This window comes from Arthrobacter sp. SAFR-023 (assembly GCF_051965295.1).
Lineage (GTDB): Bacteria > Actinomycetota > Actinomycetes > Actinomycetales > Micrococcaceae > Arthrobacter.
The window spans coordinates 276,367-302,420 of sequence record NZ_JBQCMF010000002.1 but is presented as its reverse complement, the minus strand read 5'-3'; the positions used below and the strand labels follow the sequence as shown (position 1 = coordinate 302,420).

Annotated in this window: 16 protein-coding genes, 1 tRNA gene and 1 pseudogene; 13 read left to right on the top strand and 5 right to left on the bottom strand. The window is 67.5% G+C overall.

Going from position 1 to position 26,054, the window contains the following annotated elements:
• The first annotated feature begins 197 nt into the window (after positions 1-197).
• Positions 198-1,697 (top strand): NAD-dependent succinate-semialdehyde dehydrogenase, encoded by a 1,500-nt coding sequence (locus ACTHQX_RS03520; RefSeq protein WP_440155679.1) that lies wholly within the window; start codon positions 198-200, stop codon positions 1,695-1,697.
• A 123-nt stretch (positions 1,698-1,820) separates the two neighbouring features.
• Here ACTHQX_RS03520 and ACTHQX_RS03515 read toward each other — a convergent pair whose 3' ends face one another.
• From ACTHQX_RS03515 to ACTHQX_RS03500, 4 genes and pseudogenes are all read right to left on the bottom strand, one after another.
• Positions 1,821-3,230, bottom strand: a complete 1,410-nt coding sequence (locus ACTHQX_RS03515) for an MFS transporter (protein WP_440155678.1) — start codon at positions 3,228-3,230, stop codon at positions 1,821-1,823.
• Positions 3,231-3,449: 219 nt separating this feature from the next.
• Positions 3,450-6,025: pseudogene (locus ACTHQX_RS03510) on the bottom strand (transglutaminase family protein).
• The gene (locus ACTHQX_RS03505; RefSeq protein ID WP_440174534.1) at positions 6,022-7,461 is read right to left on the bottom strand and encodes a DUF58 domain-containing protein; all 1,440 of its coding nucleotides are present in this window, start codon (positions 7,459-7,461) and stop codon (positions 6,022-6,024) included. The pseudogene ACTHQX_RS03510 and the gene ACTHQX_RS03505 overlap by 4 nt, the downstream one beginning before the upstream one ends.
• 14 nt (positions 7,462-7,475) lie before the next feature.
• Positions 7,476-8,585 (bottom strand): AAA family ATPase, encoded by a 1,110-nt coding sequence (locus tag ACTHQX_RS03500; RefSeq protein ID WP_440155675.1) that lies wholly within the window; start codon positions 8,583-8,585, stop codon positions 7,476-7,478.
• A gap of 210 nt (positions 8,586-8,795) precedes the next feature.
• Between ACTHQX_RS03500 and ACTHQX_RS03495 the strand changes: the two genes are divergently transcribed.
• From ACTHQX_RS03495 to ACTHQX_RS03475, 5 genes are all read left to right on the top strand, one after another.
• The gene (locus ACTHQX_RS03495; protein ID WP_440155673.1) at positions 8,796-9,683 is read left to right on the top strand and encodes a TatD family hydrolase; all 888 of its coding nucleotides are present in this window, start codon (positions 8,796-8,798) and stop codon (positions 9,681-9,683) included.
• A 271-nt stretch (positions 9,684-9,954) separates the two neighbouring features.
• Entirely contained in the window at positions 9,955-11,142 is a 1,188-nt protein-coding gene (locus ACTHQX_RS03490; RefSeq protein WP_440155672.1) for a ubiquitin-like domain-containing protein, read from the top strand.
• 186 nt (positions 11,143-11,328) lie between these two features.
• Positions 11,329-12,216, top strand: coding sequence for a 16S rRNA (adenine(1518)-N(6)/adenine(1519)-N(6))-dimethyltransferase RsmA (gene rsmA, locus ACTHQX_RS03485; protein WP_236807717.1), 888 nt, complete (start codon positions 11,329-11,331; stop codon positions 12,214-12,216).
• Positions 12,216-13,184, top strand: a complete 969-nt coding sequence (locus tag ACTHQX_RS03480) for a 4-(cytidine 5'-diphospho)-2-C-methyl-D-erythritol kinase (RefSeq protein ID WP_440155670.1) — start codon at positions 12,216-12,218, stop codon at positions 13,182-13,184. The genes rsmA and ACTHQX_RS03480 overlap by 1 nt, the downstream gene beginning before the upstream one ends.
• A gap of 35 nt (positions 13,185-13,219) precedes the next feature.
• The gene (locus tag ACTHQX_RS03475; protein WP_440155668.1) at positions 13,220-15,067 is read left to right on the top strand and encodes an ABC-F family ATP-binding cassette domain-containing protein; all 1,848 of its coding nucleotides are present in this window, start codon (positions 13,220-13,222) and stop codon (positions 15,065-15,067) included.
• Between the two features lie 84 nt (positions 15,068-15,151).
• On the opposite strand, the gene ACTHQX_RS03470 is transcribed toward ACTHQX_RS03475, so the two are convergent.
• Positions 15,152-15,751 carry a TetR/AcrR family transcriptional regulator gene (locus ACTHQX_RS03470; RefSeq protein ID WP_111904503.1) on the bottom strand — a complete coding sequence of 200 codons (600 nt, stop codon included), beginning with the start codon at positions 15,749-15,751 and terminating at the stop codon, positions 15,152-15,154.
• Positions 15,752-15,997: 246 nt separating this feature from the next.
• Between ACTHQX_RS03470 and ACTHQX_RS03465 the strand changes: the two genes are divergently transcribed.
• From ACTHQX_RS03465 to ACTHQX_RS03435, 7 genes are all read left to right on the top strand, one after another.
• Positions 15,998-16,069 (top strand) — tRNA-Gln (locus tag ACTHQX_RS03465).
• A 121-nt stretch (positions 16,070-16,190) separates the two neighbouring features.
• Positions 16,191-17,681, top strand: a complete 1,491-nt coding sequence (gene glmU, locus ACTHQX_RS03460) for a bifunctional UDP-N-acetylglucosamine diphosphorylase/glucosamine-1-phosphate N-acetyltransferase GlmU (protein WP_440155666.1) — start codon at positions 16,191-16,193, stop codon at positions 17,679-17,681.
• Positions 17,682-17,686: 5 nt separating this feature from the next.
• A complete protein-coding gene (locus ACTHQX_RS03455; RefSeq protein ID WP_236807721.1) occupies positions 17,687-18,667 on the top strand; it encodes a ribose-phosphate diphosphokinase in 981 nt (326 codons plus the stop codon).
• A 247-nt stretch (positions 18,668-18,914) separates the two neighbouring features.
• The gene (locus tag ACTHQX_RS03450) at positions 18,915-19,523 is read left to right on the top strand and encodes a 50S ribosomal protein L25/general stress protein Ctc (protein ID WP_440155664.1); all 609 of its coding nucleotides are present in this window, start codon (positions 18,915-18,917) and stop codon (positions 19,521-19,523) included.
• A 119-nt stretch (positions 19,524-19,642) separates the two neighbouring features.
• Positions 19,643-20,227, top strand: coding sequence for an aminoacyl-tRNA hydrolase (gene pth / locus ACTHQX_RS03445; protein WP_236807723.1), 585 nt, complete (start codon positions 19,643-19,645; stop codon positions 20,225-20,227).
• Positions 20,228-20,401: 174 nt separating this feature from the next.
• Complete coding sequence (locus tag ACTHQX_RS03440) at positions 20,402-23,140, top strand: LuxR C-terminal-related transcriptional regulator (protein ID WP_440155662.1); 2,739 nt, start codon at positions 20,402-20,404, stop codon at positions 23,138-23,140.
• Positions 23,118-25,871 carry a LuxR C-terminal-related transcriptional regulator gene (locus ACTHQX_RS03435; RefSeq protein WP_440155660.1) on the top strand — a complete coding sequence of 918 codons (2,754 nt, stop codon included), beginning with the start codon at positions 23,118-23,120 and terminating at the stop codon, positions 25,869-25,871. The genes ACTHQX_RS03440 and ACTHQX_RS03435 overlap by 23 nt, the downstream gene beginning before the upstream one ends.
• Positions 25,872-26,054: the final 183 nt, after the last annotated feature.

Below are 26,054 nucleotides of genomic sequence, written 5' to 3'. Positions count from 1 at the left end.
GTAAGCCCGCCGGAACTGCTGTGCAGCTGCACAACGAATGGCGGGACGGGCAGTGCGCCGATGCGTAGACACTGCCGAGACGCGGGCAGTACCGTGGCTGTTAATCCAGCCAAGCGAGCAGCGGGCGGCAGGCGGCGGCACGCCGTGTGCAGGAGCTGCGCATAACCGGCAATCCGATTGCTGACGAGGGAGTCACCGTGTCTGTTACTACACAGTCCACTGCTACCGCAGAACGCGAGAGCGAATTGCTCGCGTCTGTTCCCACCGGCCTGCTCATCAACGGCGAGTGGCGTCCCGCGGCGTCGGGCAAGACGTTCGACGTCGAGGATCCCGCCACCGGGAAGACGCTGCTGAGCATCGCCGACGCCTCCGCCGAGGACGGCGCCGCTGCCCTGGATGCGGCCGCCGCCGCGCAGGAGTCCTGGGCCAAGGTGCCGCCGCGGGAGCGCGGCGAGATCCTGCGCCGGGCCTTTGAACTGGTCACCGAGCGGGCCGAGGACTTCGCACTGCTGATGACCCTGGAGATGGGCAAGCCGCTGGCCGAGGCCCGCGGCGAGGTCACCTACGGCGCCGAGTTCCTGCGCTGGTTCTCCGAGGAAGCCGTCCGCGCCTTCGGCCGCTACTCTGTCTCGCCGGACGGCAAGTCACGCCTGCTGGTGACCAAGAAGCCGGTGGGCCCGTGCCTGCTGATCACGCCGTGGAACTTCCCGCTGGCCATGGCCACCCGCAAGATCGCCCCCGCCGTCGCCGCCGGCTGCACGATGGTGCTGAAGTCCGCGAACCTCACTCCGCTGACCTCACAGCTGTTCGCCGCCGTCATGCAGGAGGCCGGCCTGCCCGCAGGCGTCCTGAACGTCATCCCCACTTCCACGGCCGGAGCCACCACCGGCCCGCTGATCAAGGACTCCCGGCTCCGGAAGCTCTCCTTCACCGGTTCCACCGAGGTTGGCCGGCGGCTGCTGTCCGACGCCTCCGAGACGGTCCTGCGGACCTCGATGGAACTCGGCGGCAACGCCCCGTTCGTGGTGTTTGAAGACGCCGACGTCGATGCCGCCGTCGCCGGCGCCATGCTGGCCAAGCTGCGGAACATGGGCGAGGCCTGCACCGCCGCGAACCGCTTCATCGTGCACGAATCCGTCGCCGACGAGTTCGCGGAGAAGTTCGCCGCGAAGATGAAGGACATGACCACCGCCCGCGGCACCGAGCCCGAGTCCAAGGTGGGCCCGCTGATCGACGCCAAGAGCCGGGACAAGGTCCACGAACTGGTCACCGACGCCGTCTCCGCGGGTGCCACCACCGTGGTGGGTGGCGCCCCCGTGGACGGGCCCGGCTACTTCTACCAGCCCACCATCCTCAAGGGCGTCACCGAGGGAACCCGGATCCTGTCCGAGGAGATCTTCGGCCCCGTCGCCCCGATCATCACGTTCTCCTCCGAGGACGAGGCCGTGCGCCTGGCCAACAACACCGAATACGGGCTGGTGGCCTATGTCTTCACAAAGGACCTCAACCGCGGCATCCGCATGGGCGAGCGGCTCGAGACCGGCATGCTGGGCCTGAACGCCGGCGTCGTCTCCAACGCCGCGGCACCCTTCGGCGGCGTCAAGCAGTCCGGCCTGGGCCGTGAGGGCGGCCTCGAAGGCATCGAGGAATACCTCTACACCCAGTACATCGGCATCGCCGACCCCTACGCCGGCTAACAAGCCGGGCACCGGATACAACCAACTACACCCGGCGCAACGACACAAGGCAACGACAAAACGCACTGGCCCGCAGGAATCCTGCGGGCCAGTGCGTTTTGCGACGGGCAGTTGCCGCAGGGCTTAGCGGGCTGCGGCCCGGACGCTTGCGTACTCCTCGCGGGAGACCGGGGTGGCCTCCGCTGATCCCAGCTCGCTGAGGGGAATCCGGTGTGTCTCCCTGGCGGACCAGGCTGCAATCGCCCCGATGACCGTGATGCCGAAGCAGATGGACCCCACCGTAAGCGGAACGTTTGCCGAACCCGGGGGAGCGACCACCGCGAAGAGGCTCGGCAGGAAGGACGTGATGAGGAGCCCAATGTTCTGCGAGATGGCGAACCCGGTAACCCGCGTCCGGGAGGGGAAGAGCTCCTGGAAGAAGCTGGCGAAGGTGGCGTTCCAGACCTGGTAGAGCGTGCCCCACATCAGGATTGCCAGGACAATGGTCAGCGGCACGTTGTTCTGGCTGACCGCGTACAGGTACCCGTAGGCCAGCGCGCCGGAGCCCAGCGAGCCGACGATCATCAGCGGCCGCCTTCCGAAGCGGTCCGAGAGGTCCCCGAACCAGGGGATAAGGGCCAGCGCGACGACGTTGGCCAGTACCGGGATCCAGAGGTAGACCGTGGTGCTCATGCCGATGCCGTACCCCGGCTGCGTGGCGTAGGCCGCACCGAAGACCGCCACGGTGACGCCCACAACGTTGACCAGCGTCATGCAGACTGCCCGCACAACGTTCAGCCCGCTTTCCCGCAGCACCTGGACCACCGGCATCCTGGGGACGTCGCGGTGTGCCTTCTCCTCCACAAACACGGGTGTCTCCTCAACCCGGCGGCGGATGATGTAGCCGGCGAACACCACCAGGGCGCTGAGGAGGAACGGGATGCGCCAGCCCCAGGCGTGGAAGTCTTCAGCGGTGAGCACGGCCGAGAGCGGAAGGAAGACGGCGGCGGCGATGATCTGTCCGGCCTGGGTGCCCTGGAGGGCGAAGCTTGCATAGAAGCCGCGGCGGCCGAACGGCGCGTGTTCCACAATCATGGCGCTGGCCCCGCTCAGCTCCCCGGCAACGGCGAATCCCTGGATCAGGCGGAGGACCAGCAGCAGCGCCGGGGCCAGGATGCCGACCTGGTCATAGGTGGGCAGCAGGGCGACCGCAAAGGTAGAGGCGCCCATCAGCAGCATGGCCAGGACCAGGACGTTCTTGCGGCCGTGCCTGTCGCCCCACTGGCCGAGGACGAAGGCTCCGATCGGGCGGGCGACGTATCCCACGGCGTACGTGCCGAGCGAGGCGATCAGCGCTACGGTCGGGTTTCCGGCGGGGAAGAAGACGGTGGGAAAGACCAGGGCTGCGGCCTGGGCGTAGATGAACCAGTCGTAGTACTCGAGGGCGCTGCCCACCCAGCCGCTGGCGGCAGCCTTCCTGGTGCTGCTCGACCGGCGCGGGCCTTTCTGAATCGATTCAGTGGAAGTCCGCAGCTTGTGTGTGTCGCTCTTCATGTCGTCCTCCTTTGGACAATTCGTCTGCCCCGCTGGACGGGCCCCGTCGCTGGGTCCAGGATCAGGCGGGAAGGCTGCGCTCGCGTCGCCAAGGCCACTACGGTCCGCAGGCATCTTGGAATGGATGCCACTCCTGGGAACGGACTGGAATGCGCTTTCCCGTTTCTCAAAGATAGGGTGGTGCCGGTCACATGTCAAACGTTGGGTTTGCTAACGCGGCTAACCGGCGCGCAGGCGGCGGAGGCCGCTGCGGGTCCTGCGCCACAGCGCAGAGGCTACGTGCCCCACCCGGGACGCCGCCCGGCCCATGACACCGAAAGGCCATCGGGCCACGGATCCCCAGCGGGAGAGGACCGACGGCGGCAGCCAGTCGGCGCGGAGCCGGCCTACTACGCCGGCATTGCGGCGCAGCCCCTGCCGCACTTGGCCGATGTGTCCGACGGCGGCTTCCTCCGGGAGGCCGTGGCGCGCAGCGTCCTGGCCTGCGGGCCGGCCGTACTGATGCCGTTCGTAGGCATCCGTCAGGACCGTCACGGCATGGACCGCCTGCGCAGGGAAAGTCCGGGCGTTGTGCGCGGATCCGCTGCCCGTGTTTGGTGCGCCGCCGGTGTCTGGTCCGCTGCCGGGATCTGACCCGGCCCGCAGCCGCATGGCCGGGGAGCCGCACAGCCGGGCCGAGAATGTCCGCGGAGTCTCGCTGGGCTTAGGACGCACGCCGTAGTCAGTGGCCAGGTCCTGGAGTTCCGACCAGACGAGCGGCGGCTCGGCCAGCCGGTTCCTGCCGGTGCCCGTTCCCCTCAGGCGCCGTGCCCGGACGCCTCCGCGCACCAGTCGGGGCGAGGCGGCCAGGAGGACCAGCAGAAGAACCCCGGCGGCGGTGTAAAGAGCGGGCGCCAGCTGGCTCCCGGCGTCGGCGGTTCCGCTCCCCGGAAGGGGGAGGGGGCAGGTGCCGGCGCCGACGACGGCGCTGTGGCGCCGTTGCTCGGCACCAGGCCGTCGTTGTTTTGTTCGTTGGTGCTGGTTCCGCCGGACGCCGAGGAGTCCTGCGCGTAGGCGGGCACCACGCCCCGTGAGGGAGTGGGCTCAAACGGGACCCAGCCAAGGCCCTGGAAGTACAGCTCGGGCCAGGCATGGGCGTCGCGGGCGTCGACTTCGTATTCCGGGAGTGCTCCCTGGCCGGCGACGGACACCGTGGCGCCGGTCTGCCTGCCCGGCGCGTATCCGACGGCGATCCTGCTCGGGATGCCTTCAAGCCGGGCCATTACCGCCATAGCGGAGGCGAAGTGGATGCAGTAGCCGCTCTTCTGATTCAGGAAGTCCGCCAGGACCGACAACCCGTTTCCGTCGTACCCGTTCTGGACGGGCGACTCCAAGGAGTAGGTGAAGCCCGGGCCGCGCAGGAACCTCTGGATCGCCATCGCCTTGGCATAGGCCGTTCTGCTGTCCGCGGTAACGGACTCGGCGGTGGTCCGGACGATGTCCGGAACATTCGACGGCGGCCGGATGAACTCCTCCGGCACGCCCTGGACGGGAGCGGAGGATGCATCCAGCAGCTCCGTTGTCAGCTTCGGCACCGAGGACTGCACCAGATACTGCTGGTCGCGGGAGTTGGTGTCGGTGCCTTTGATGCTCAGGGTCGCAGGATCCCAGCTCCACCGCCCGGTCAGCCCGTTCACGGATTCGGGGGCGTACGGAACGGGAAGGTAAGGGCTGGTGAAATCGCCGGTGTTAACCACCGTCACCTGCCGGGTCTGTTCGGGTGCCAGGATCTCGTGTCCCGCGTCCATCCGTCCGGTGCCTGCCCGGCGGCTCGCATTGCGGTCGTCCGGGGACCAGGACTCGCCGTCGAAACGGTCCACAGTGACGGAGCGCAGGTAAAGCGGAGTGGTGGCGTTGGTGGCGTAGGTGATCCTCCCCTCGCCGGTCGGGGTGCGCAGGCTGTTGCCGAGGCTGATCATGGGGTTCAGTCCTGTGGCTGTACTCCAGGGGTTCAGCCGCGAGCCTTGGGGGAACGTGCCCTGGTCGAAGCCCGGAACCACGAGCTGCAGCAGCAGCGTGACCACCAGCGCCACGCCTGCGGTCAGCGCGGCGCGCCTGACCTGGCCCGGGTTTCGGGCGGTGTCCGCCTGTGTCCGGGCATCGGGGGCAAACCACTGGCTGCAGGCGAGGATCACGAGGTAGCCGGCCGCCGTCGTCACGAATCCCAGCCATCCGACGCTCTGCGGTTTGATCATGGCCGGAACAACCAGCACCGCCAGCAGGCCAAGTCCGCTCGTTGCCGGCATGCCCAAAGGGAGGGCCAGCGCATCCACGAGGATGACGACGAGTCCGAGCGCGGCGCACGCCACGAGGACGATGCCGGCATTGGGTGCTACCGGCGAGCTCTCGGCCAGCACCGTTTCGCTCGCCCGGCGAAGGTGCCTGCCCAGCGCGTCGAAGGTTGCCTGGGAAGGAAGGAAACCCGCAATGCTGTCACGCCGGAAGAAGGTGAACGTCAGGATGAGGGCCAGGGATGCAAGGCCTCCCGCGGCCACCAGCAAGGGCTGGGCCCGGAACGTGCGCAGCAGTGCCATGGTCAGCGAGACCACCACCACCGTGGTCAGGACAGGCAGGAACCACGCCCAACCCCTCAGGACCCCGTTGAGGGACAATGACGCGCCGCATACGGACACCGCCACCGCGCCGGCCATGACCCAAGGAAAAGCACCGGCCCCGAACCTTCCGCTGCCGGGGGAGCCCGGGACGGGCTGCGGCTGTAGTCCGGTCCCGGCCTGCGGTTGTGACGTCAGTGTCATCGCCCCACCTCCGCCCCGCGGCGGGCGTCCGCCGCAGCCGTCCACAGGGCGGCGTCGCCCTCGTCGAAATAGGTCCAGGCGGCCGGCAGCGACGTGGACGCCTCGACGGCAACAGCGCGCCAGCCACCCAAACGCAGTGCCTCGAGCAGATCGTGGCACTCCGCGGGTTTGTCTGTGATCAGCACGGCAAACGCGTTGGCGGCATAGCCGGCCGCGGGGGCGAGGGCCCGCGCCTCCGCGAGCGAGATCTTCCCGAGGAGCGCCAGGACCGGGCCGCGCATCCGGTGGGCCGCGAGCTTGTCCATAAGCCGGTCATCAAAGACGGACTGGGCAGCATCGGCATTGCCCGCATGCTCGCGGCGCCCTGTGTCGTGTTCCCTGCGGGCGTGGTGCGGGCCGGTCAGTTGGATCGCGGCGAGGCTTTCGGCGATGGACTGGATGCCGGCCGCGCCGCTGTACAGGTCGTTGTCAGGCTCCGGGGCCGAGGATGAACGCTGGAAGGCTGGTTCACCGGCCGCGTCCAGGAACCGCAGGGAGTAATTGAGTTCCGCGAGGTGGGCGCCCACGGACATGGCCGCGGTAACGGCCCACTCAAAGGTGTCGCTCGTGACGAGGTCGCTTCCGTCGTCGGCCGGGCTGCCGAACCCAGGGCCGCCGAACACCGAGCCGTAGCCCGAGGAATGGGCCACGAACCTGTGGTCCAGGATCACCGTGGCCTCGGGCGTGGTGACCGATTCCTCCTGCCGGACCATCAGGGCGCCGTGCCGGGCGGTGGCTGGCCAGTGCACCCGGCGCATCGGATCGCCATGCCGGTACTCGCGTGTCATGACGTCGTCGTCGCTGGGATTGGCTCTCGTCCGGGTGGCGGTGATGCCGTCGTTGCCGCGCGCGCCGGCAAGGCCGGTGGAAGGGAGTTCGATGGCCGCCGGCGTTACTGTAAGGGTGTCGCCGTCGTCGATCGAATGCCTGTGCAGTGACAGCCCGAACGGATCCGTAAACTCGGCGGTGACGGGGCCGATGGTGAACTGTCCCCGCTTTCCGGACCTCAGGTGGTACTCATAGCGGCTGGTGCCGCCCGAGGCGGACCTGGCGGGGAAGCGGAAGGCCGGGGATTCACCGAACCGTGGCGGCAGCCGCTCCTCCATGATGACCCGGCCTGTGCCCAGCCCGGTCCGGGCGACGGCCAGCCGGACTGTGGTGACGGAGTCTGTCTCCACCGTGGAAGGGCTGAATTCCCGATACACCCGGAACCGCGGTTTGACCACCCTGATGCCAGCCAGCGAAACGAGCGGCAGGACAAGCAGCAGGACGCCGAGGGCCAGAAGGTCGCGGCGGCCCATGACCTGGGCACAGAGCAGCGAGACGACGCCGGCCGCCAGGAGTCCCCAGCCCCGGGAGCTGAAGAGATGTCGGGGGAGGCTGTCCAGCAGTGCCACGGTGATGGTCCTGACTAGCGGCTAGGGCGGAGTTCGGGTGCGGTCCGCCCGGAGTTTGCCTTTTCCGTCATCTCCCGGCTCACGGGGATCCTGGCAAGGATGCCGCGGATGACGCCCTGCGGGGTCTCGCCCGAGCTCGCGGCTTTGCGGTCCAGGATGATCCGGTGGGCCAGCACCGCCTCGGCAACGGCGACCACGTCATCCGGCAGGACGAAATCCCGGCCGTCCAGCGCCGCGGTCGCCTTCGCGGCCCGCAGCAGCTGCAGCAGGGAGCGCGGGCTCGCGCCCAGGCGCAGCATGGCGCTGTCCCTCGTGGCCCGGCCGACGGCCACGGTGTACTCCTTGACGGCTTCGGAGACGAACACCTGTTGGACGGTGGCGATCATGGCAGCCACATCCGCTGCCGTGACGACCGCTTTGACCCGGGCAAGCGGCGACGTGGCCTGGTGGGTCTCGAGCATTTCAATCTCAGAGTCCTTGTCCGGGTATCCCATGGAGATCCGGGCCATGAAGCGGTCCCGCTGGGCTTCGGGGAGCGGATAGGTCCCTTCCATCTCAATGGGGTTCTGGGTGGCCACCACCATGAACGGCTCGCCGAGCTTGTAGGAGTGCCCGTCGACCGTGACCTGGTGCTCCTCCATGCATTCGAGCAGGGCAGACTGCGTCTTGGCGGAGGCCCGGTTGATCTCGTCGCCAATGACGATGTTCGCGAACACCGCGCCCGGGCGGAACTCGAACTGGCGCGAGGACTGGTTGTAAATGGAGACGCCGGTGACATCCGAGGGAAGGAGGTCGGGTGTGAACTGGATCCGGCTGACGGAACAGTCGATGGTGCGGGCCAGGGTCTTGGCCAGCAGCGTCTTGCCCACCCCGGGGACATCCTCCAGGAGCAGGTGGCCTTGGGCGAGCAGGACCGTCAGCGCCAGCTTTGCGGCCTCGGCCTTTCCGTCGATGACCGTGTTGATGGCCGAGAGGATGCGTTCGCTCGCGGCGCGGAAAGCCGGAGCTTCCAGAGGAACAGACTTGTGGCCGTTGAAGGAATTGACGCCGCGCGCAGTACTTCCCGTGAAGCCCTGTCCGCCCGGAAGTGCTTCGTCGATTGTGATGCGTCGGTGGGGTTCCATCGGCAACCTTTCAGCCCAGAGTGAAGCGGAACGAAGCGGCGGAGGCCTGCCCTTGCCCGCCTGGGCGCTCACATCCGTCCGTACCAGCGTACTAACACAACTGCCGTGGCTAACAGAGAGTTCCCCGTAAATCTCCCGGTAATGCCAAGGGGGTCTCCGGGGGGTGCCACGCGGGAAGAGGCGCAACCGAGTGGCGGATAGGCTGGAGGAATGCGGCATTCCCTGACTCCCCGGCCCTACCGGGCGCCCGGCAGCGACGGTTCCGGCAAGCGCGGGTTCCCGCCGGCGCCCGAACCGTTGCCCGTTCCCGTGATGGACAACCACACGCACCTGGACTTCCCGACAGATGATGTCCGGGTGGACATCGCGGCTGCCCTCGATGCAGCCGAAGCGGTGGGTGTCTGTGGCGCCGTGCAGGTTGGCTGCGACCTCGAATCCTCGAGGTTCACCGTGCGGGCCGTTGACCTGGACCCGCGCCTTTTGGGGGCCGTCGCCCTCCACCCGAATGACGCACCGGGCTATGCCGTCCGCGGTGAGCTTGAGGACGCCCTGGCGGAGATCGAGGAGCTGGCGGGCCACCCGCGGGTACGCGCCATCGGCGAAACCGGCCTGGATTTCTTCCGCACGGAAGGGGAGGGGCTGGCGCATCAGCGTTACTCCTTCCGCCGGCACATCGACATCGCGAAGCGGCTGGACCGGACGCTGCAGATCCATGACCGCGACGCGCACCAGGACGTGGTCCAGGTCCTGCGTGAGGAGGGCACCCCGGAGCGGGTGGTTTTCCACTGCTTTTCCGGGGACGGGGAGCTCGCCCGGATCTGCAACGACGAAGGGTGGTTCATGTCCTTCGCAGGGACACTGACCTTCAAGAACGCCACCAACCTCCGGGAGGCGCTCGCGGTGGCGGACCCTGAGCTGGTCCTGGTTGAAACCGACTCGCCGTTCCTTACACCCCACCCGCACCGCGGCCGCCCCAACGCGAGTTACATGGTGCCGTACACCGTACGGGCGATGGCGGAATTGACAGAAAAGGACCTGGCCGAGCTGTGCGGCCAAGTGAGCGAAAACACTGTGCGGGCGTACGGATCCTGGGACTGAGCCGCGACGGGCGCCGCTCGGTAAAATACATACCTGGTAGGCATGTATTTTGGAGGGTTTATAACGCTTCGGTTACAGTGAAAAACTATTAGCCGGGGTCGGGGAAGGCCTCCGGATGATTTAACTCACTTTCGTGACAGGCAGGGCGCCTCCGGATGCCCTGCCATGTGAGTGTGGCGACGCACATGCCTGCGGCGTGCTCCGGCCTGTCCGGAGTCCACCATCCCGGTGACCGCTGCGGGTCCCCCTGTGCGTTTTTCCCCGTGCCCGGATGGCTCAAAAGTTACGGGCAATCGTGGTCAACTTCTTCACGTCAGACGGCAAGTTCAGTTTCATCAAGGTCGGCACGCAACTGGTGGTGCTCTCGGCCCTCGTGCTCGGGCTCGTTGCCTTTGTGGGCAGCAACAAGACAGTCACCCTGAACGTCGACGGGAAAGTAAGTTCCGTCCAGACCTTCGGCGGCACCGTCGAACAGGTGGTGAAGAGCGCGAACGTGGAGCTGCACCCGGCCGACCGCGTGTCTCCCGCGCTGGACTCCAGTGTTGCGAACGGCTCCGTCATCAACGTGAACATGGCGAAAGCCGTGAAGGTCAGCCTGGACGGTGCGGAGAAGACGGTGAGCACCACGGCCCAGGACGTGGCGGGGCTTGTGACCCAGCTCGGCGTTGCCAGCGCCTCGGAGCTCTCCGTGCCGAAGGACGCGCAGCTGGCCGTGGACGGTTCGTTCGTGGCCATCTCGACGCCGAAGACCGTCAGCATCATCGCCGACGGCAAGGCCAAGAAAACCACCACCACAGCCGCCAGCGTCGGTGAGGTCCTCAAGGATGCCGGCATCCGGCTCGCCGCCGCGGACCGGACGTCGCAGCCGGCGCACGCCCCGGTGGTCAACAACATGGTGATCAAGGTGTCCCGCGTTGCCGGCAAGACCACCACCGTCACCGAAAAGGTCGCGTTCCAGACGCTCACCGCGGACAGCGACACCCTTCCCAAGGGTGAGGAGAAAGTCACCCAGGCCGGCGTGCTCGGTGAGACCACCCTCACCTATAAGCTCGTCCTGGTCGACGGCCGTGAGGCCTCCCGGACGCTCGTTTCCAAGACCACCACCCGGGAGCCGGTAACCGAGAAGATCACGGTGGGCACCAAGGAAGAGCCCAAGCCCGCAGCTGCCCCCGAGGCCGAAAGCGGAAACACCGGAGCAGCAGCCCCGGCCATGATGAACGTGGCCATGTGGGACAAGATCGCGCAGTGTGAGTCGGGCGGCAACTGGTCCATCAACAGCGGCAACGGCTACTACGGCGGCCTGCAGTTCGACGTCCAGACCTGGATCGGATCCGGCGGCGGCGCCTACGCCCCGAACGCCAGCCAGGCTACCAAGGCACAGCAGATTGACATCGCCAACCGTGTCTATGCGGACCGCGGCCTTCAGCCGTGGGGCTGCGGCTGGGCAGCCAGCAGCTAGCCACCGGCGCCAACAACCGCTGGCGCGATAATCCTGCGCCGCTGCGGCAGCTGACCACGGCCGCGGCGGCCACGAAGGCCGGGTCCGGAACCTCCGGGCCCGGCCTTCGCCGTCTCCTACTAACAATGACGTGCCCGCCCGGCAGCGAGCCCCGCCCATTACTGAACTGCGGGATAGGATACCTAGGTGACTGACCCGACCCCCTCCGCCTCCGGCACTGCGCCCGCTCCTCTGTTCGGTGCCTCCGATATCCGCAGGCTGGCCGGGGAGATCGGCGTCCGCCCCACCAAAACACTTGGGCAGAACTTCGTCATCGACGGCAACACCATCCGCAGGATCGTGGCCGCCGCCGGCATCGGACCCGACGAGACGGTCCTCGAAATCGGACCCGGGCTGGGGTCGCTGACGCTGGGGCTCCTCGACGCCGCCAAGGCAGTGGTCGCCGTCGAAATCGACCCGGTCCTGGCTGCGAAGCTGCCGGAGACCATCCGGCAATGGCGGCCCGACGCAAGCGGTGACTTCCACCTGGTTCTCGCCGACGCCATGAAGGTGACCGAACTGCCGGCCGAGCCCGCAGCGCTCGTCGCCAACCTGCCGTACAACGTCGCGGTGCCGGTGGTGCTGCACCTGCTGCAGCACTTTCCGTCGATCCGGCACGGACTCGTCATGGTCCAGGACGAGGTCGCCGACCGGCTGGCCGCCGAACCCGGATCCAAGATCTATGGTGTGCCCTCGGTCAAGGCGGCCTGGTACAGCAGCATGCGCAAGGCCGGCATCATCGGCATGAACGTGTTCTGGCCCGCCCCCAAGATCCAGTCCGGGCTCGTGGCCTTCACCCGGCGCGAGCCCCCGGCCACCACCGCCAGCCGCCAGCAGGTGTTCGCCGTCATTGATGCTGCCTTCGCGCAGCGCCGCAAGACACTCCGTGCAGCCCTGGCCGGCTGGGCCGGCAGTGCCGCCGAAGCGGAACGCTGCCTGGTTGCGGCCGGGGTCGACCCCACCGCGCGCGGCGAAGTGATCGACATCGCCGCGTTTGCGAGGATCGCCGAAGCCCGCGCGGCTGCGGACGCCTGATGGCGGTCCAAGGCGTGCGGGGGCGCTTTGCGGCAAGGACCGTCCGGGTCAAGGCTCCGGGCAAAGTAAACGTCTCGCTGGATGTCGGGCCCCTGCGGCCGGATGGCTACCACTCCGTGGCCAGCGTCTACCTTGCTGTGTCGCTGTACGAGGAAGTCGCGGCCACCAGCACAACATCCGACGGCATCACTGTCGGCATCAGCCCGGACAGCACGCTGGATCTCGACGGGGTGGACATCCCGCTCGACGAGCGGAACCTCGCCTACAAGGCAGCCGCCATCATGGCCGATGTGTCGGAACACTCCACCGGCGTACATCTTGAAATCACCAAGCGGGTGCCCGTGGCAGGCGGCATGGGCGGCGGTTCCGCGGATGCTGCCGCCACGCTCCTGGCCTGTGACGCGCTGTGGAACAGCGGCCTGTCCCGGGACGAACTCGCCCACCTCGCTGCCGAGCTCGGGGCGGATGTTCCCTTCGCCCTGCTGGGCGGCACGGCCGTGGGGCTGGGCGTGGGCGATGAGCTGTCTCCCGCGCTGGCCAAGGCCCAGACGGACTGGGTCCTTGTCACCGCAGAGTTCGGGCTGTCCACTCCGGAAGTATTCCGGACGCTGGACAGGCTCCGCGATGCCGAGGGCGTGGACGGCGACGAGCCCACTGCCGTGGACCCCAAGATCCTGCAGGCCCTGCGCAGCGGCGACGCCGATGCCCTGAGCCGGGTGCTGGTCAACGACCTCCAGCGCGCCTCCATCGAGCTCGCCCCCGGACTCCGGGACACCCTGGGACTGGGCGAGTCCTGCGGAGCCATTGCCGGGATCGTTTCCGGCTCCGGGCCCACCGTGGCCCTGCTGGCGCACAATCCCGAAGCGGCGGAGAACCTCGCGGGGGAGCTGCAGCGCAAGGGGCTCAACGCACTGGCCGTCCACGGGCCCGTGCCCGGCGCGCGCATCATCTCCGATACGCTCCTTTAATACCTTCCAACCAACACATCAGAAAGCAGTTCCCCGTGGCACACCTGCTCGGCGGCGAGAACCTCACAGTCTCGTACGCAACCCGCACCGTTCTTGACGGCATCACCCTCGGACTCGAAGAGGGTGACCGGATCGGGATGGTCGGCAGGAACGGCGACGGCAAGTCAACGCTGATGCGGCTGCTGGCGCTGCGGTCCACCCCCGATTCCGGCCGGGTCACCAAGCGCGGAGACGTCAACATCGGCTACCTGGACCAAAGCGACGTCCTCGACGCCGACCTCACGGTGGGCGCCGCGATCGTCGGCGACCAGGCGGACTACGAATGGGCCCGCAATCCGCAGATCCGCGAGATCATGGGCGGACTGGTGTCCGACGTTGACTGGCACGCCAACGTGCACGCACTCTCCGGCGGCCAGAAACGGCGCGTGGCCCTGGCGAAGCTGCTGATCGAAGACCACGACGTGATCATGCTCGACGAGCCCACGAACCACCTCGACGTCGAAGGCGTCGCCTGGCTGTCCCGCCACCTGAAGACCCGCTGGCGGGCCAACCAGGGCGCGTTCCTGGTGGTTACCCACGACCGCTGGTTCCTCGACGAAGTCTGCAACAAGACCTGGGAAATCCACGACGGCATCGTGGATCCCTTCGAAGGCGGCTACGCAGCGTATGTCCTGGCCCGTGCCGAACGTGACCGCGCCGCGTCGGTGATGGAAGGCAAACGGCAGCAGCTTGTCAAGAAGGAACTCGCCTGGCTGCGCCGCGGCGCCCCCGCCCGCACTGCAAAGCCCAAGTTCCGCATCGAGGCAGCCAACGCCCTGATCGCCGACGTTCCGGCGCCGCGCGACTCGATGGCGCTGAGCAAGATGGCCACGGCGCGCCAGGGCAAGGATGTGCTCGACCTTGAGCACGTCTCCCTGGACTTCTTGGGTAGTGCCGATAGGCAGGGCCCAGCGCAAAAGCTTTTCGACAACATCACCCTTCGCCTCGCACCGGGGGAGCGGCTGGGGCTGGTCGGCGTCAACGGTGCCGGCAAGACCACGCTCCTGAAACTCCTCAACGGCGAAATCCAGCCCACCTCCGGCAAGGTCAAGCGCGGCAAGACGGTTGTCACCGCCGTACTGACCCAGGAGGTCAAGGAGCTCGACGACGTCAAGGACCTGCGGGTCATCGAAGTGATCGAGCGCGAAAAGCGGTCCTTCAACGTTGGCGGCAAGGAATTCAGCGCCGGTCAGCTCGTGGAACAGCTCGGCTTCACCAACGAGAAGCAGTGGACCCCGGTCAGGGACCTTTCCGGTGGCGAACGCCGCCGGCTCCAGCTGCTGCGCCTCCTCGTGGGAGAACCCAACGTGCTCATGCTTGACGAACCCACCAACGACCTCGACACGGACACCCTGGCCGCCGTCGAGGACGTCCTGGACGGCTGGCCGGGGACTCTCGTTGTGGTCAGCCACGACCGCTACCTGCTGGAGCGCGTCACGGACCACCAGATGGCATTGCTGGGTGACGGCAAGATCCGCGCCCTGCCCCGCGGCGTGGACCAGTACCTCGAACTGCGCGAAGGTGCCCTGGCCGGCTCCACCATCACCGGCGGCGGCAACCCCGTCACCGGTCCCAGCGGCAGCTCGGCACCGGCCGTCGCAGGCCCGGCCGGCCCTTCGGAAGCCGAGAAGCGCGACGCCCGCAAGGCCAAAAACCGGATCGACCGCCAGCTGGGCAAGCTGACGCAGCAGGAAGAGAAAATCCACGCCCAGATGGTCAAGAGCACGGCCGACAACGACTTCGAGGCCATGGCCGAGCAGAACAAGAAGCTCAAGACCCTGGCCGAAGAACGCGAAGCCCTGGAACTCGAGTGGCTCGAGGCCCTGGAAGTCCTCGGCGAGTAACCGGTTCAGAGTTTTTGTCCAGATATCGGGCGCCAAAGGCCTCGGAAGTCCCATTATCTGGACAAAAACTCCACCAGGAGCAGGCTAAGCCTCGCTGCGGAGTTCCGGATCCTTTTTGAGGCCGGTCAGGCCGTTCCAGGCGAGGTTGACGAGGTGGGCGGCGACGTCCCGTTTGTCGGGCTGGCGGGCGTCCTGCCACCACTGGCCCGTCATCGCCACCATGCCCACGAGCATCTGCGCGTACATGGCGCCGTCGGCTGCGCTGAACCCGCGGCGGGCGAATTCGTCGGACAGGATGTGTTCAACACGCGCGGTCACGTGGGAGAGCAGTGTGGAGAAGGCGCCTTCGGGCTGGGACGGCGGAGCGTCCCGCATGAGGATGCGGAAGCCGTCGGTGCGTTCCTCGATGTAGGTGAGCAGGGCCAGGGCGGCGCGCTCCACGAGGACCCTCGGCTTGGCTTCCTGGGTGAGTGCGTCGTTGATGGCCGCGAGCAGGATCCGGAACTCGTACTCGACGACCTGCGTGTACAGGCCTTCCTTCGAGCCGAAGTGCTCGTAGATCACGGGCTTGGAAACGCCGGCGGCGGCCGCAATCTCCTCAATGGTGGTGCCGTCCAGCCCCCGCACCGCGAAAAGGGCCCGCCCTACTTCGATGAGCTGGGACCGCCGCTGCGGTCCTGTCATCCGCGACCGGGGGATGCGCCCCGCCGCGGCGTCGGGCCTTGCTGGCAGGTTCCCCGGACCGTCAGTTGTCCCTGTGCTGTTGCTCACCGTCCAATCATGCCTTACGCCAGGCGGCGGGAGGGGTGGCGGCAAGTCCCGGCGCGCTGCCCCGGCCCGGCACCGGCGCACCCGAAGCGCCGAGGTCGCACGAGCGTCAACGTTCGTGGCAGAATTGGTTCTCGTGCCCGGGCTTAGCGCCGGGCACGGTCCGCTCTGGTGTAATGGCAGCACCCCGGCCTTTGGAGCCGTGGAGTATAGGTTCGAATCCTATGGGCGGAACAGCTGCATCAGAGGTGTCCAGTAGGATGAACCCTGTTGCCGGTTCCGGGCACAGGCCCGGACACCGCCGCGCAGGCAGCCGCGGATGCAGTAAGCGCAACCGAGCAAGGAGAGCCCGTACGTGAGCCCCGACAAGTCCGGCCCAGCCGCCGTTATCGTCCTAGCTGCAGGCGCCGGTACCCGGATGAAATCCCGTACCCCCAAGATCCTTCACGAAATCGGCGGCCGCTCCATGGTGGGCCACGCCCTGCTCGCCGCCCGCAGCATCAGCCCCGAACGCCTGGCGCTGGTGGTCCGGCACGAGCGCGACCGCGTCGCAGCCCACCTCACCGAACTCGATCCCGACGCCGTGATCGTGGACCAGGACGAGGTCCCCGGCACCGGACGCGCCGTCGAAGTTGCCCTCGAAGCCCTGGACGCCAAGGAGCCTGTGGCCGGAACCGTCATCGTCACCTACGGCGACGTCCCGCTGCTCACCGGTGAAATGCTCGCCGAACTCGTGTCCACCCACCAGCGCGACGGCAACGCGGTCACCGTGCTCACCGCCGTCCTGGACGACGCCACCGGCTACGGCCGCATTCTCCGCGGGGAAGACGGCACCGTAACCGGCATCCGCGAGCACAAGGACGCCACCGACGCCGAGCGTGCGATCCGCGAGATCAACTCCGGCATTTACGCGTTTGACGCTGCTGTCCTCAGGGACGCCCTCGGCCACGTCACCACCGACAACTCACAGGGCGAAAAGTACCTGACCGATGTCCTCGGGCTGGCCCGCGAGGCAGGCGGCCGGGTGGCCGCCGTCGTCACCGCCGACCGCTGGCAGGTGGAAGGCGCCAACGACCGCGTCCAGCTGGCCGCCCTCGGCGCCGAGCACAACCGCCGGATCGTGGAAGCCTGGATGCGCGCCGGTGTTACCGTCGTCGACCCCGCCACCACGTGGATCGACTCCACGGTGACACTGGCGGAGGACGTCCGGATCCTGCCCAACACCCAGCTGCACGGCGCCACCACGGTGGCGCGGGACGCCGTCGTCGGCCCCGACTCCACGCTGACGGATGTCAGCATCGGCGAGGGCGCCAAGGTGACCCGGACCCACGGATCCGGCGCAGAGATCGGCGCGGGGGCCAGTGTAGGCCCCTTCACCTACCTGCGCCCCGGAACGGTCCTGGGCGAGACAGGCAAGATCGGTGCCTTCTACGAAACCAAGAACGTCAGGATCGGCCGCGGCTCCAAACTGTCCCACCTGGGCTACGCCGGGGACGCCGAGATCGGCGAGGACACCAACATCGGCTGCGGCAACATCACCGCGAACTACGACGGCGAGAAGAAGCACCGCACGGTGATCGGCTCGGGCGTGCGCACCGGCTCCAACACAGTATTCGTCGCTCCGGTCACGGTGGGGGACGGTGCCTACAGCGGCGCCGGAGCCGTGATCCGCAAGGACGTGCCCGCCGGTGCCCTGGTGCTCTCCATGGCAGCACAGCGCAACGCCGAGGGCTGGGTCGCGGCCAACCGCCCCGGCTCGCTCTCCGCGGAGCTGGCAGAAGCAGCCGCGGCCCGCGAAGGCCGCAATGAGACCTCAAATTCCCCCGCATCTACAGAAGAGGGCTAGCAACCATGACCGAAATTACGGCTCACGGCGAGAAGAAACTGGTGCTCGCCGCAGGGCGTGCGCACCCGGAGCTTGCCCGGGAGATCGCCAAGGAGCTGGGCACGGAACTGCTGCCTGTGGACGCCTACGACTTCGCCAACGGCGAGATCTACGTCCGCGCCGGGGAAAGCGTACGCGGAACCGATGCCTTCGTCATCCAGGCGCATCCCGCGCCGCTGAACAACTGGCTCATGGAACAGCTGATCATGATTGATTCGCTGAAGCGTGCCTCCGCCAAGCGGATCACCGTTGTTTCGCCGTTCTACCCGTACTCACGCCAGGACAAGAAGGGCCGCGGCCGCGAGCCGATTTCCGCCCGCCTCGTGGCTGACATGTACAAGACGGCTGGCGCCGACCGGATCATGAGTGTGGACCTGCACACCTCGCAGATCCAGGGCTTCTTCGACGGCCCGGTGGACCACCTCATGGCCATCCCGCTGCTGGCGGACTACATCCGCACCCGCGTCAGCGCCGATAACATCACCGTGGTCTCACCGGACACCGGCCGCGTGCGCGTGGCCGAGCAATGGGCCGAGCGCCTCGGCGGCGCTCCGCTGGCGTTCGTCCACAAGAGCCGCGACCTGACCGTGCCCAACCAGGCCGTGTCCAAGACCGTGGTGGGCCAGATCGAGGGCCGCACCTGCGTGCTGATCGACGACATGATCGACACCGGCGGAACCATCTCCGGTGCCGTGCAGGTGCTCAAGAACGCCGGCGCCAAGGACGTCATCATCGCGGCCACGCACGCGGTGTTCTCCGACCCCGCCGCCCGGCGGCTCTCTGAGTCGGGTGCCCGGGAAGTGGTGGTCACCAACACGCTGCCCATCCCCGCCGACAAGCGCTTCCCCGAGCTCACTGTCCTGTCCATCGCACCGCTCATCGCCCGGGCCATCCGGGAAGTGTTCGACGACGGTTCGGTCACCAGCCTGTTCGACGGCAACGCCTAACGGCCTTGTCTGCGCCGGTGCCCGGCCCGTTTTCAGTAAACGGGCCGGGCACTGGTAAGCTTTTTCCCGATACCTTGGCGAGGGAGAGCGCCGGAAATCCGCATCCGCGGAGCACCGGACTGCTGGTCTCCGTTATCGACTGGGTCTGAATCACCCTTCTGGTGGGGCCGCCTTCGGGCCGCCCGGCGTTGAAGGTCACTCCAGACCTCCGCCCTTGCTGAACCAATACATCCACCAGGAGATTCACATGTCTGAGCAGAAGCTCGCAGCAGAAGCACGCACCGAATTCGGCAAGGGCTTCGCCCGCCGCGCTCGCGCAGCCGGCCAGATCCCCGCAGTGATCTACGGCCACGGCGCAGAGCCCATCCACATCACCCTGCCGGCCAAGGCCACCACCCTGGCCGTGCGTACCGCGAACGCCCTGCTGTCCCTGGACCTCAACGGCGAAGGCCACCTGGCCCTCGTCAAGGACGTCCAGCGCGACCCGATCAAGCAGATCATCGAGCACATCGACCTCCTGACCGTCCGCCAGGGCGAGAAGGTCACCGTGGACGTAGCCGTGCACGTTGTTGGCGAAACCGCTCCGGGTACCGCTCACAACCTGGAACTCACCGTCGTTTCCCTCGAGGCAGAAGCAACGCACCTGCCCGAGTCCGTCGAGGTGAACATCGAGGGCCGCGCCGCCGGCGAGCACATCCACGCTTCCGACCTCGTGCTGCCCACGGGCTCCGTCCTGCTGACCGACGCTGAGGCGCTGGTTGTCAACATCTCCGAGGCCGCTGCAACGGCTGAAGAGGGCGAAGCTGAGGAAGCCGCCGCAGAAGTGGCTCCGGCCGAAGTGGCTGCTGCCGAGTAATTCGGGTACAACCCTTCCCGCGCTAACTGAAGCGCGGACCGGTGGCCGGGTCCTTTTCGGGCCCGGCCACTGCCGTCCCTGCCCGCTTGTGTGCAAAACCCCCGCCTTAGGATTGATTCATGACTGACACCTGGCTGATCGTAGGCCTCGGCAACCCCGGACCCGAATACAGCGGCAACCGGCACAACGTCGGCCAGATGGTGCTGGACGGGCTGGCCGGGCGCATCGGCGGAAAGTTCAAGGCGCACAAGGCCAGGGCCCTCGTCCTGGAAGGACGGCTGGGAATCGGCGGTCCCCGGGTGGTGCTGGCGAAGCCTGGCACGTACATGAACGTTTCCGGCGGCCCGGTGTCCGCGCTTGCCAGGTTTTACGACGTCGAGCCGTCCCGGGTGGTGGCCGTCCATGACGAGATCGACATCCCCTTTAATACCGTAAAGCTGAAGATCGGCGGCGGCGAGGGAGGGCACAACGGTCTCCGCGACATCTCCAAGGCCCTTGCCACCAAGGACTACCTCCGCGTCCGGGTGGGAGTCGGCCGGCCGCCGGGCCGGATGGACACTGCCGACTATGTGCTCCGGGATTTCGGCACTACGGAGAAGAAGGAACTGCCCTTCCTGCTCGATGACGCCGCCGACGCCGTCGAGCTCCTGGTCAGGGAGGGGCTGACGGCCGCGCAGCAGCAGTTCCACTCCGCCAAGGTCTAGCGACCTCTCCCTCCGTTTTTCCTCCGCACCGCACGAACCCTCAAGGTCACCTCAAGGTCTGCGAAATGTGAACGCAGTGCCCTGTATCCCCGCAAAGTAACGGGGTAGTCTACTTTCTAAGCGGGGGAGGCGATGGAGCCTTTATCCTGCCGGGCGGGATGTAAGGAAAAGTTCATGTCAATTGAGCCACTGAGCTGGGGACGTGGGTCTACGGCGGGCGTGCTTGCGGGGCCGGCTGGCGTCGCGGGCGGAACGGACCTCCAAAGGTGGTCGGTTCCCGCGCGCAGCGCAGACCTTGAAGCCATCCGCAGTGCCCTGACGGATCCCGAGTCCCTGGGCGTTGTGATCACCGGTGCCCGCGGTGTGGGGAAGTCCTCGCTCGCGCGCACCGCCGTTGCCGAGCTGGGTCCCGACGTCTGGGCGCTTCAGCTGCGCAGCCCCCTGGCCGGCTCACAAACCTCGTACGGCTGCCTCGCCTTCCTTCTGGCCAGGCTTCCGCAATCGGCGCTGGCTTCCCCGACCGCCATCCTCCAGGGCATCACCTCCCTGATCCGGTCCGACGCCGCCGGCCGGGATTGCGTCATCACCCTGGACACAACGGGCCAAATCGATGACATGAGTGCCGGCGTCATCCTGAACATCATGCTGACGCACACCGCCCGCGTCATTGCCATCGCCCCCAGCACCAGTGACCTTCCGGCGGACTTCCACTGGCTGCTCACCGACCGGCGGCTGACCGAAGTCCGGCTTGAGAACCTCAACGAACTGCAGACCCGGCAGGTACTGCTGACGCTGCTGGGCCACCGGGTCTCGGCCTCGCTCGTGAGCACCTACCATGCCATCGTGGGCGGCAATCCGCTCCTGCTCAAGGCGCTCGTCACCGAGCAGCGACAGTCGGGAAACCTCGTCCTGTCGGACTCCGTCTGGACCCTGCGGGACAGGGTGGTGCTCGACGGCGCCACCGGGCTGGATGACATCGTCCGGTCCCGCTGGTCCCGGGAAGAACCGGAAACCCGCGAGGTCATCGAGATGCTTGCCTGTGCGCGGCGTGTCCCTCTGGCAAGGCTGACCGAAGTTTACGGCACCGCCACCGTAGCCGACATGGAGGACGCCGGGCTGCTCACGGTCCGCGTCACGGGGGACCGCTGGGTCTCCCTTCGGGAGCAGTACCTTGGGGACGTGGTTCGCTCCTGGCTGAGCATCTCCCGCCGTCGTGAACTCCGGACCCTGCTGCTCGGCAGCAACGAGCCCGAGTTGTCGGCTCTGAGCATGGAAGAGCGGATCGAGTTCGCAGCCTGGACCCGGGAATGCCAGGCCGAACTCAGCCCTGCCATGGCGGTGGCGGCGGCGGAGGCAGCGGTGCAGTTCTTTGACCCGCGGTTCGCGATCTCCTGCGTTGAAGGCATCAAAAAGACAGACTCCGTCTGGGTGGAAGCACAGCTGTACAAGGCAACCGCCTACCTGCTGCTTGACCTGCCGCTGCAGGCCATGGCCGCGCTGGAGGACATTTCCCGGGTACAGCTGGACGCGCTCGACGAGCAGGCCTTTGCCCGCGTGGTGGCAGCCAAGATCCGGGTCATGATCTGGCTGCCGGAGCTGTGCGACAAGGTGCCGGCCGAGCTGGCAACTGCCCGCAAGCGGCTGAACGTTCCCGCTGGTGTGGCGTCGAGCTGGCCCGATCCGCTTGGCACCGCCGCCAACGTCATCACCCTCGCCGAATTCGAATACAAATCGTTCATCGGCGACTACGCCTCCATGATTGGGGAGCTGGAGGAGGCTACAGACTCCGCGGTCAACAAGGACCCGGGACTGAGGATCCAAGCGGCGCTGATCCTGATGCCGGCCTTGTCGGCGGTCGGACGGGAAATGGACGCCCTGCAACTGATGCGGCGCGTGGGAGGACAGCTCTCTGACGCAGAGCCGCTGACCGGGCTGCGCGAGCGGTTCGCGATGACGGCGTTCAACGTGCTGCTGCAGGCCGGCCAGTGGAAGCGGTGCCTGGAACTCGTTGGCCCGCCCAAGGGGCAGGAGGAGCGCCGGCTGGCCTACCGGACGTCTGCCACGGAACTGGCCGCCGGAATCGCCTACGTTTTCTCCGGCCGTGGCGCCGTGGCCCTGGACTCGCTGCTGTCCGCCGTCGCCCAGCTTGAGCTCCGCCCCGTGTTGAACATGCTGCAGGCCGCCTACGCCGCCACGGCCTTCGCCTACGCGCAGATCGGCAACGCCGGGCAGGCGCACAAGTATCTGGACAAGCTCCGCGGCGTGCGCGGGCACTGCAACTTCGGCACCGTGTTCGTCACCGAGTTTTGCGCGGACATGGCCGGGCGTTGGCTGGGGGACACCGAAGCCGTGAAGCGCCTGCTCCAGGCGGCACACCGCGACATCGATGCCGGCCGGTACACGCTGGCAGGCATCAGCCTGCTGGGAGCGACCGTGAACGGGACCGACGAGGACTTCCGCCTGATGGAGGAGGTGGCGGGCCACCGCCAGGGGACCCTCGCCGAGATCTCACGCCTCATCGCCGTGGGCACCCGCACCAAGGACGCCAAGGTTCTTCTGGAAGGCGCCCACCTCTGCGCGGAACTGGAACTCGACGCCGTCGAGGCCCGGTGCGTTGCGCTGGCCGTCGACTTTGCCCGCCACTCCGGCGATTCCGCCTCCGCGCGCGTTGCCCAGGCCCGTCTGGACACCCTCACCGCCACGGTGCCCAGCCTCCCGATCGTTCCCAGCAGCGGAAGCCCGCTCCTTACCGCGCGCGAACGCCAGATCTCCCGGCTGGCCGGAAGGGGCGTCTCCAACCGGGACATCGCCCTGGAGATGGGCGTATCAGTCCGAACGGTGGAGGGACACCTCTATCAGGTCTTCACCAAGCTCGGCGTGACATCCAGGGGTGATCTGCCTGGCCTCGTTTAACAGCTCCTCAGCACACAGCGCTTCGCCCCACAGCGTCGCGTCCAATGGCCACGGCCCCAAACCGGAATCCGAGCTCCGGCAGCTGACCGGCCGCCGAGAGGCGATAGAGCATATCTGCACCGTCATCCGTAGCCGGGCCAGCCAGGCGGTCTACCTGATGGCAGGCCCCGGCGTCGGAAAGACATCCGTGACTGACGCGGTGCGGGAGAAAATGACGGCAGAGATGACCGTGCTCCGCATCCACGGCAGCTCCTCGCTGGCCAAGGTTCCCTACGGTGTGCTGGCGCCCTACACGTCCGGGCTCGCCCCCGAGGAAGCCGACTCCCCGGTGGCGGTGCTGCGGGCCGTCTGGGCCCACTTCCAGGAGCTGAAGGGAATCAGCGACCTCAACCGCGGCACCGACGCCCCCGTGCTCCTGGTGGTGGACGACGCCCACCACCTCGATGACGCCACGGCCAGCATGGTGGTGGACATGACCTCCGCCGGTTGGGCGACAGTGCTGGCAGCAGGGCGGCCGCGGCCGGGGCTGCCTCAGGCCCTGAACCAGCTCTGGTATGACGGCCTCGCCGAACGCATCGATCTCCGGCCGCTCAGCGGCGAGCAGGTCAGGGAGGTAGTGGAACACACACTCCAAGGCACGGTTCCCGTCAGCACCGTCCAGTCGCTGTGGTCTGCTTCGGGCGGCAACCCGCTGCTCCTCGACTGCCTGCTGGGTGATGCAACAGCCGCCGGAACCCTGGTCCAGCGGAACGGAATCTGGGTGCTGCTCGGACCGTTGCCGGCAGACGGACCGAGGCTTTCGGATCTCGTGGTGAAGGATCTCCTCCGGAGAACGCCGGAGGAACAGGATGCGCTCAAGCTGATCGCCTTGGCCGAGCCGGTGCCCAGAGGCCTGATCGAGGACGTCTGCGGCGTCGGCGTCGTGCGTTCCCTGCTGGACAACCAGGTGGTGAGCGAATCCGCCGCGATGCCTACCGAGCTGCGGCTCACCCATGCCATCCTGGGCGAAACAACGCGCCGCCAGGTGTCAGTCTCGCGTAGCCTGCAGTTGAGGCAGAAGCTTGATGCCTATCTGGATCCTGCCGCCGCAAGTGCCGAAGGCAGGCTGCGCTTGGTCGAATGGTCGCTGGAGTGCGGCCTGGAGGTGCCCGACCGGGACCTGCTGGACGCGGGGCTGCTGGCCGCGACGACGTTCAACAACGCCGGCGCCCGGCTCATGGCCGGTCACGTGCGGGCACCGGAGCTGCAGGCCCATGCGCTCGCAATTACCGCGCGGGCCCACTTCAATGAAGGCAAGTACCGCGAGGCTGCCGAACTCCTTGACGGCTGCTGGCTCGATCTGGCGGAGGATCCGGAAGCTCCGCAGGTCCTCATGCTCAGGGCGTCATCCCACATGGCGCTGGGCAAGTCCGTGCCGTCGCTCAGGGCTGAATCACGCCACCAGCTGGAGGCGGCCAGGATGGCCCCGGACGATGCCTGGCAGGACAGGATCCACGCGCTGCTGGAGATGGCGGCCGCCGGGGATCACGAAGGCATTGACGCCGTCATCACCGCTCTGGGGACCACGGATCCGGACACGGCGTCGGGCGTCGAGGCGACACAGCACGCTGTGGCGCAGGCCCTTCTTGCCCAGGCGCTGGTCGCCGCCGGCAGGTCGCACCAGGCCCACGCCGCCGCCGTGGCCGCGGGCCCTTTCCTTCCCGCGCTCAGCGGCGGCCTGTATTTCTTCAACGAGTTTGTCCTGACCCGGCTGGCGCTCAGCACCCTCGCTGCCGGCAACTGGGAGTCGGCCGAACATGAGCTGTCCGGTTATCCGACGGAGCGGACGGAGGGTGCGTCCACCTTCGGCGGCGGGATACAGGCACTGCGCGGCCTGGGACTGCTGCGGCAGGGGCAGCTGGAGCGCGCCTACCAGGTCCTCCTTCCTGCCGTTGAGGCGCTTCGGGTCAACGACCCGCTGCAGGAGTTCAGGTTCGGCTCGTCGCTTGCCTTCTACGCCGCAGCACGCCTGGGTGATGCCGCCCAGGCGAAGCGGCTCGAACAGGACTTCATCTCGGCCAGGCATGCCAGCGGGCCCGGCTGCGACGCCGTTGCGGAGGCCTACGCGGCCGCCGCGGCTGAACACCTCGACCGGAAGGGCAGCGGCCTGGACCGGCTCCGTGAGCTCGCGGCGTCCGAGTCCGTTACGGACCATCCCGGAACCAGGATGGAGTGCCTCATCCTTTGCTCGGATCTTGGCGAGCGGTCGCTGGCGGAGGAGCTCGCCGCGCTCGCCGCCACCGTCGAGGGCCGGTGGGCAGCCGGCTGGCAGCAGCTGGCCCAGGCGTGGGCCTCGGAGGACGCGGACGTCCTCACGGACACAGCAGCCGCACTGGAGGAAGCGGGCCTGCTGAACCTGGCGCGCGAGGCCTACGCCCGGGCTGGAGCACTGCTTGAAGCCGCGGGGGAGCGGCGCCGCGCCCGCCAGGCAATCGCGCACCGGGAGAAATGCGACCAGGAGCTCGGCGAGCGGTTCCGGGAAAGCCCGTTTGTTGCCTCCGTCCCCAGCGTCCACCTGACCCGGCGCGAGCGGGACATCGTGGAACTGGCGGTGCAGGGCCTCTCAGACCGCGAGATCGCCCAGCACCTGATGGTGTCCGTGCGCACCGTCGAGGGGCATCTGTACCGTAGCTACGTCAAGCTCGGCGTCCGCCGCCGCGACGAGCTCGCGCTCGCCCTTCCGAAGAAGTAGCGCTTCCCCAAGCTGATTTTTTTGTGGCCCGCTCAGGGCAAATTCCGCGCGGTTGCGGGCCGGACATCACTACCTGCGGGAACCAGTAGTTGAGTACTCAGAAAAACGAGTACCTAATACTGGTGCCGCGGGCGCCAGTACGCGATTAACTAATAGTGGCAGCGGAAGCCGGGCTGATCTCCC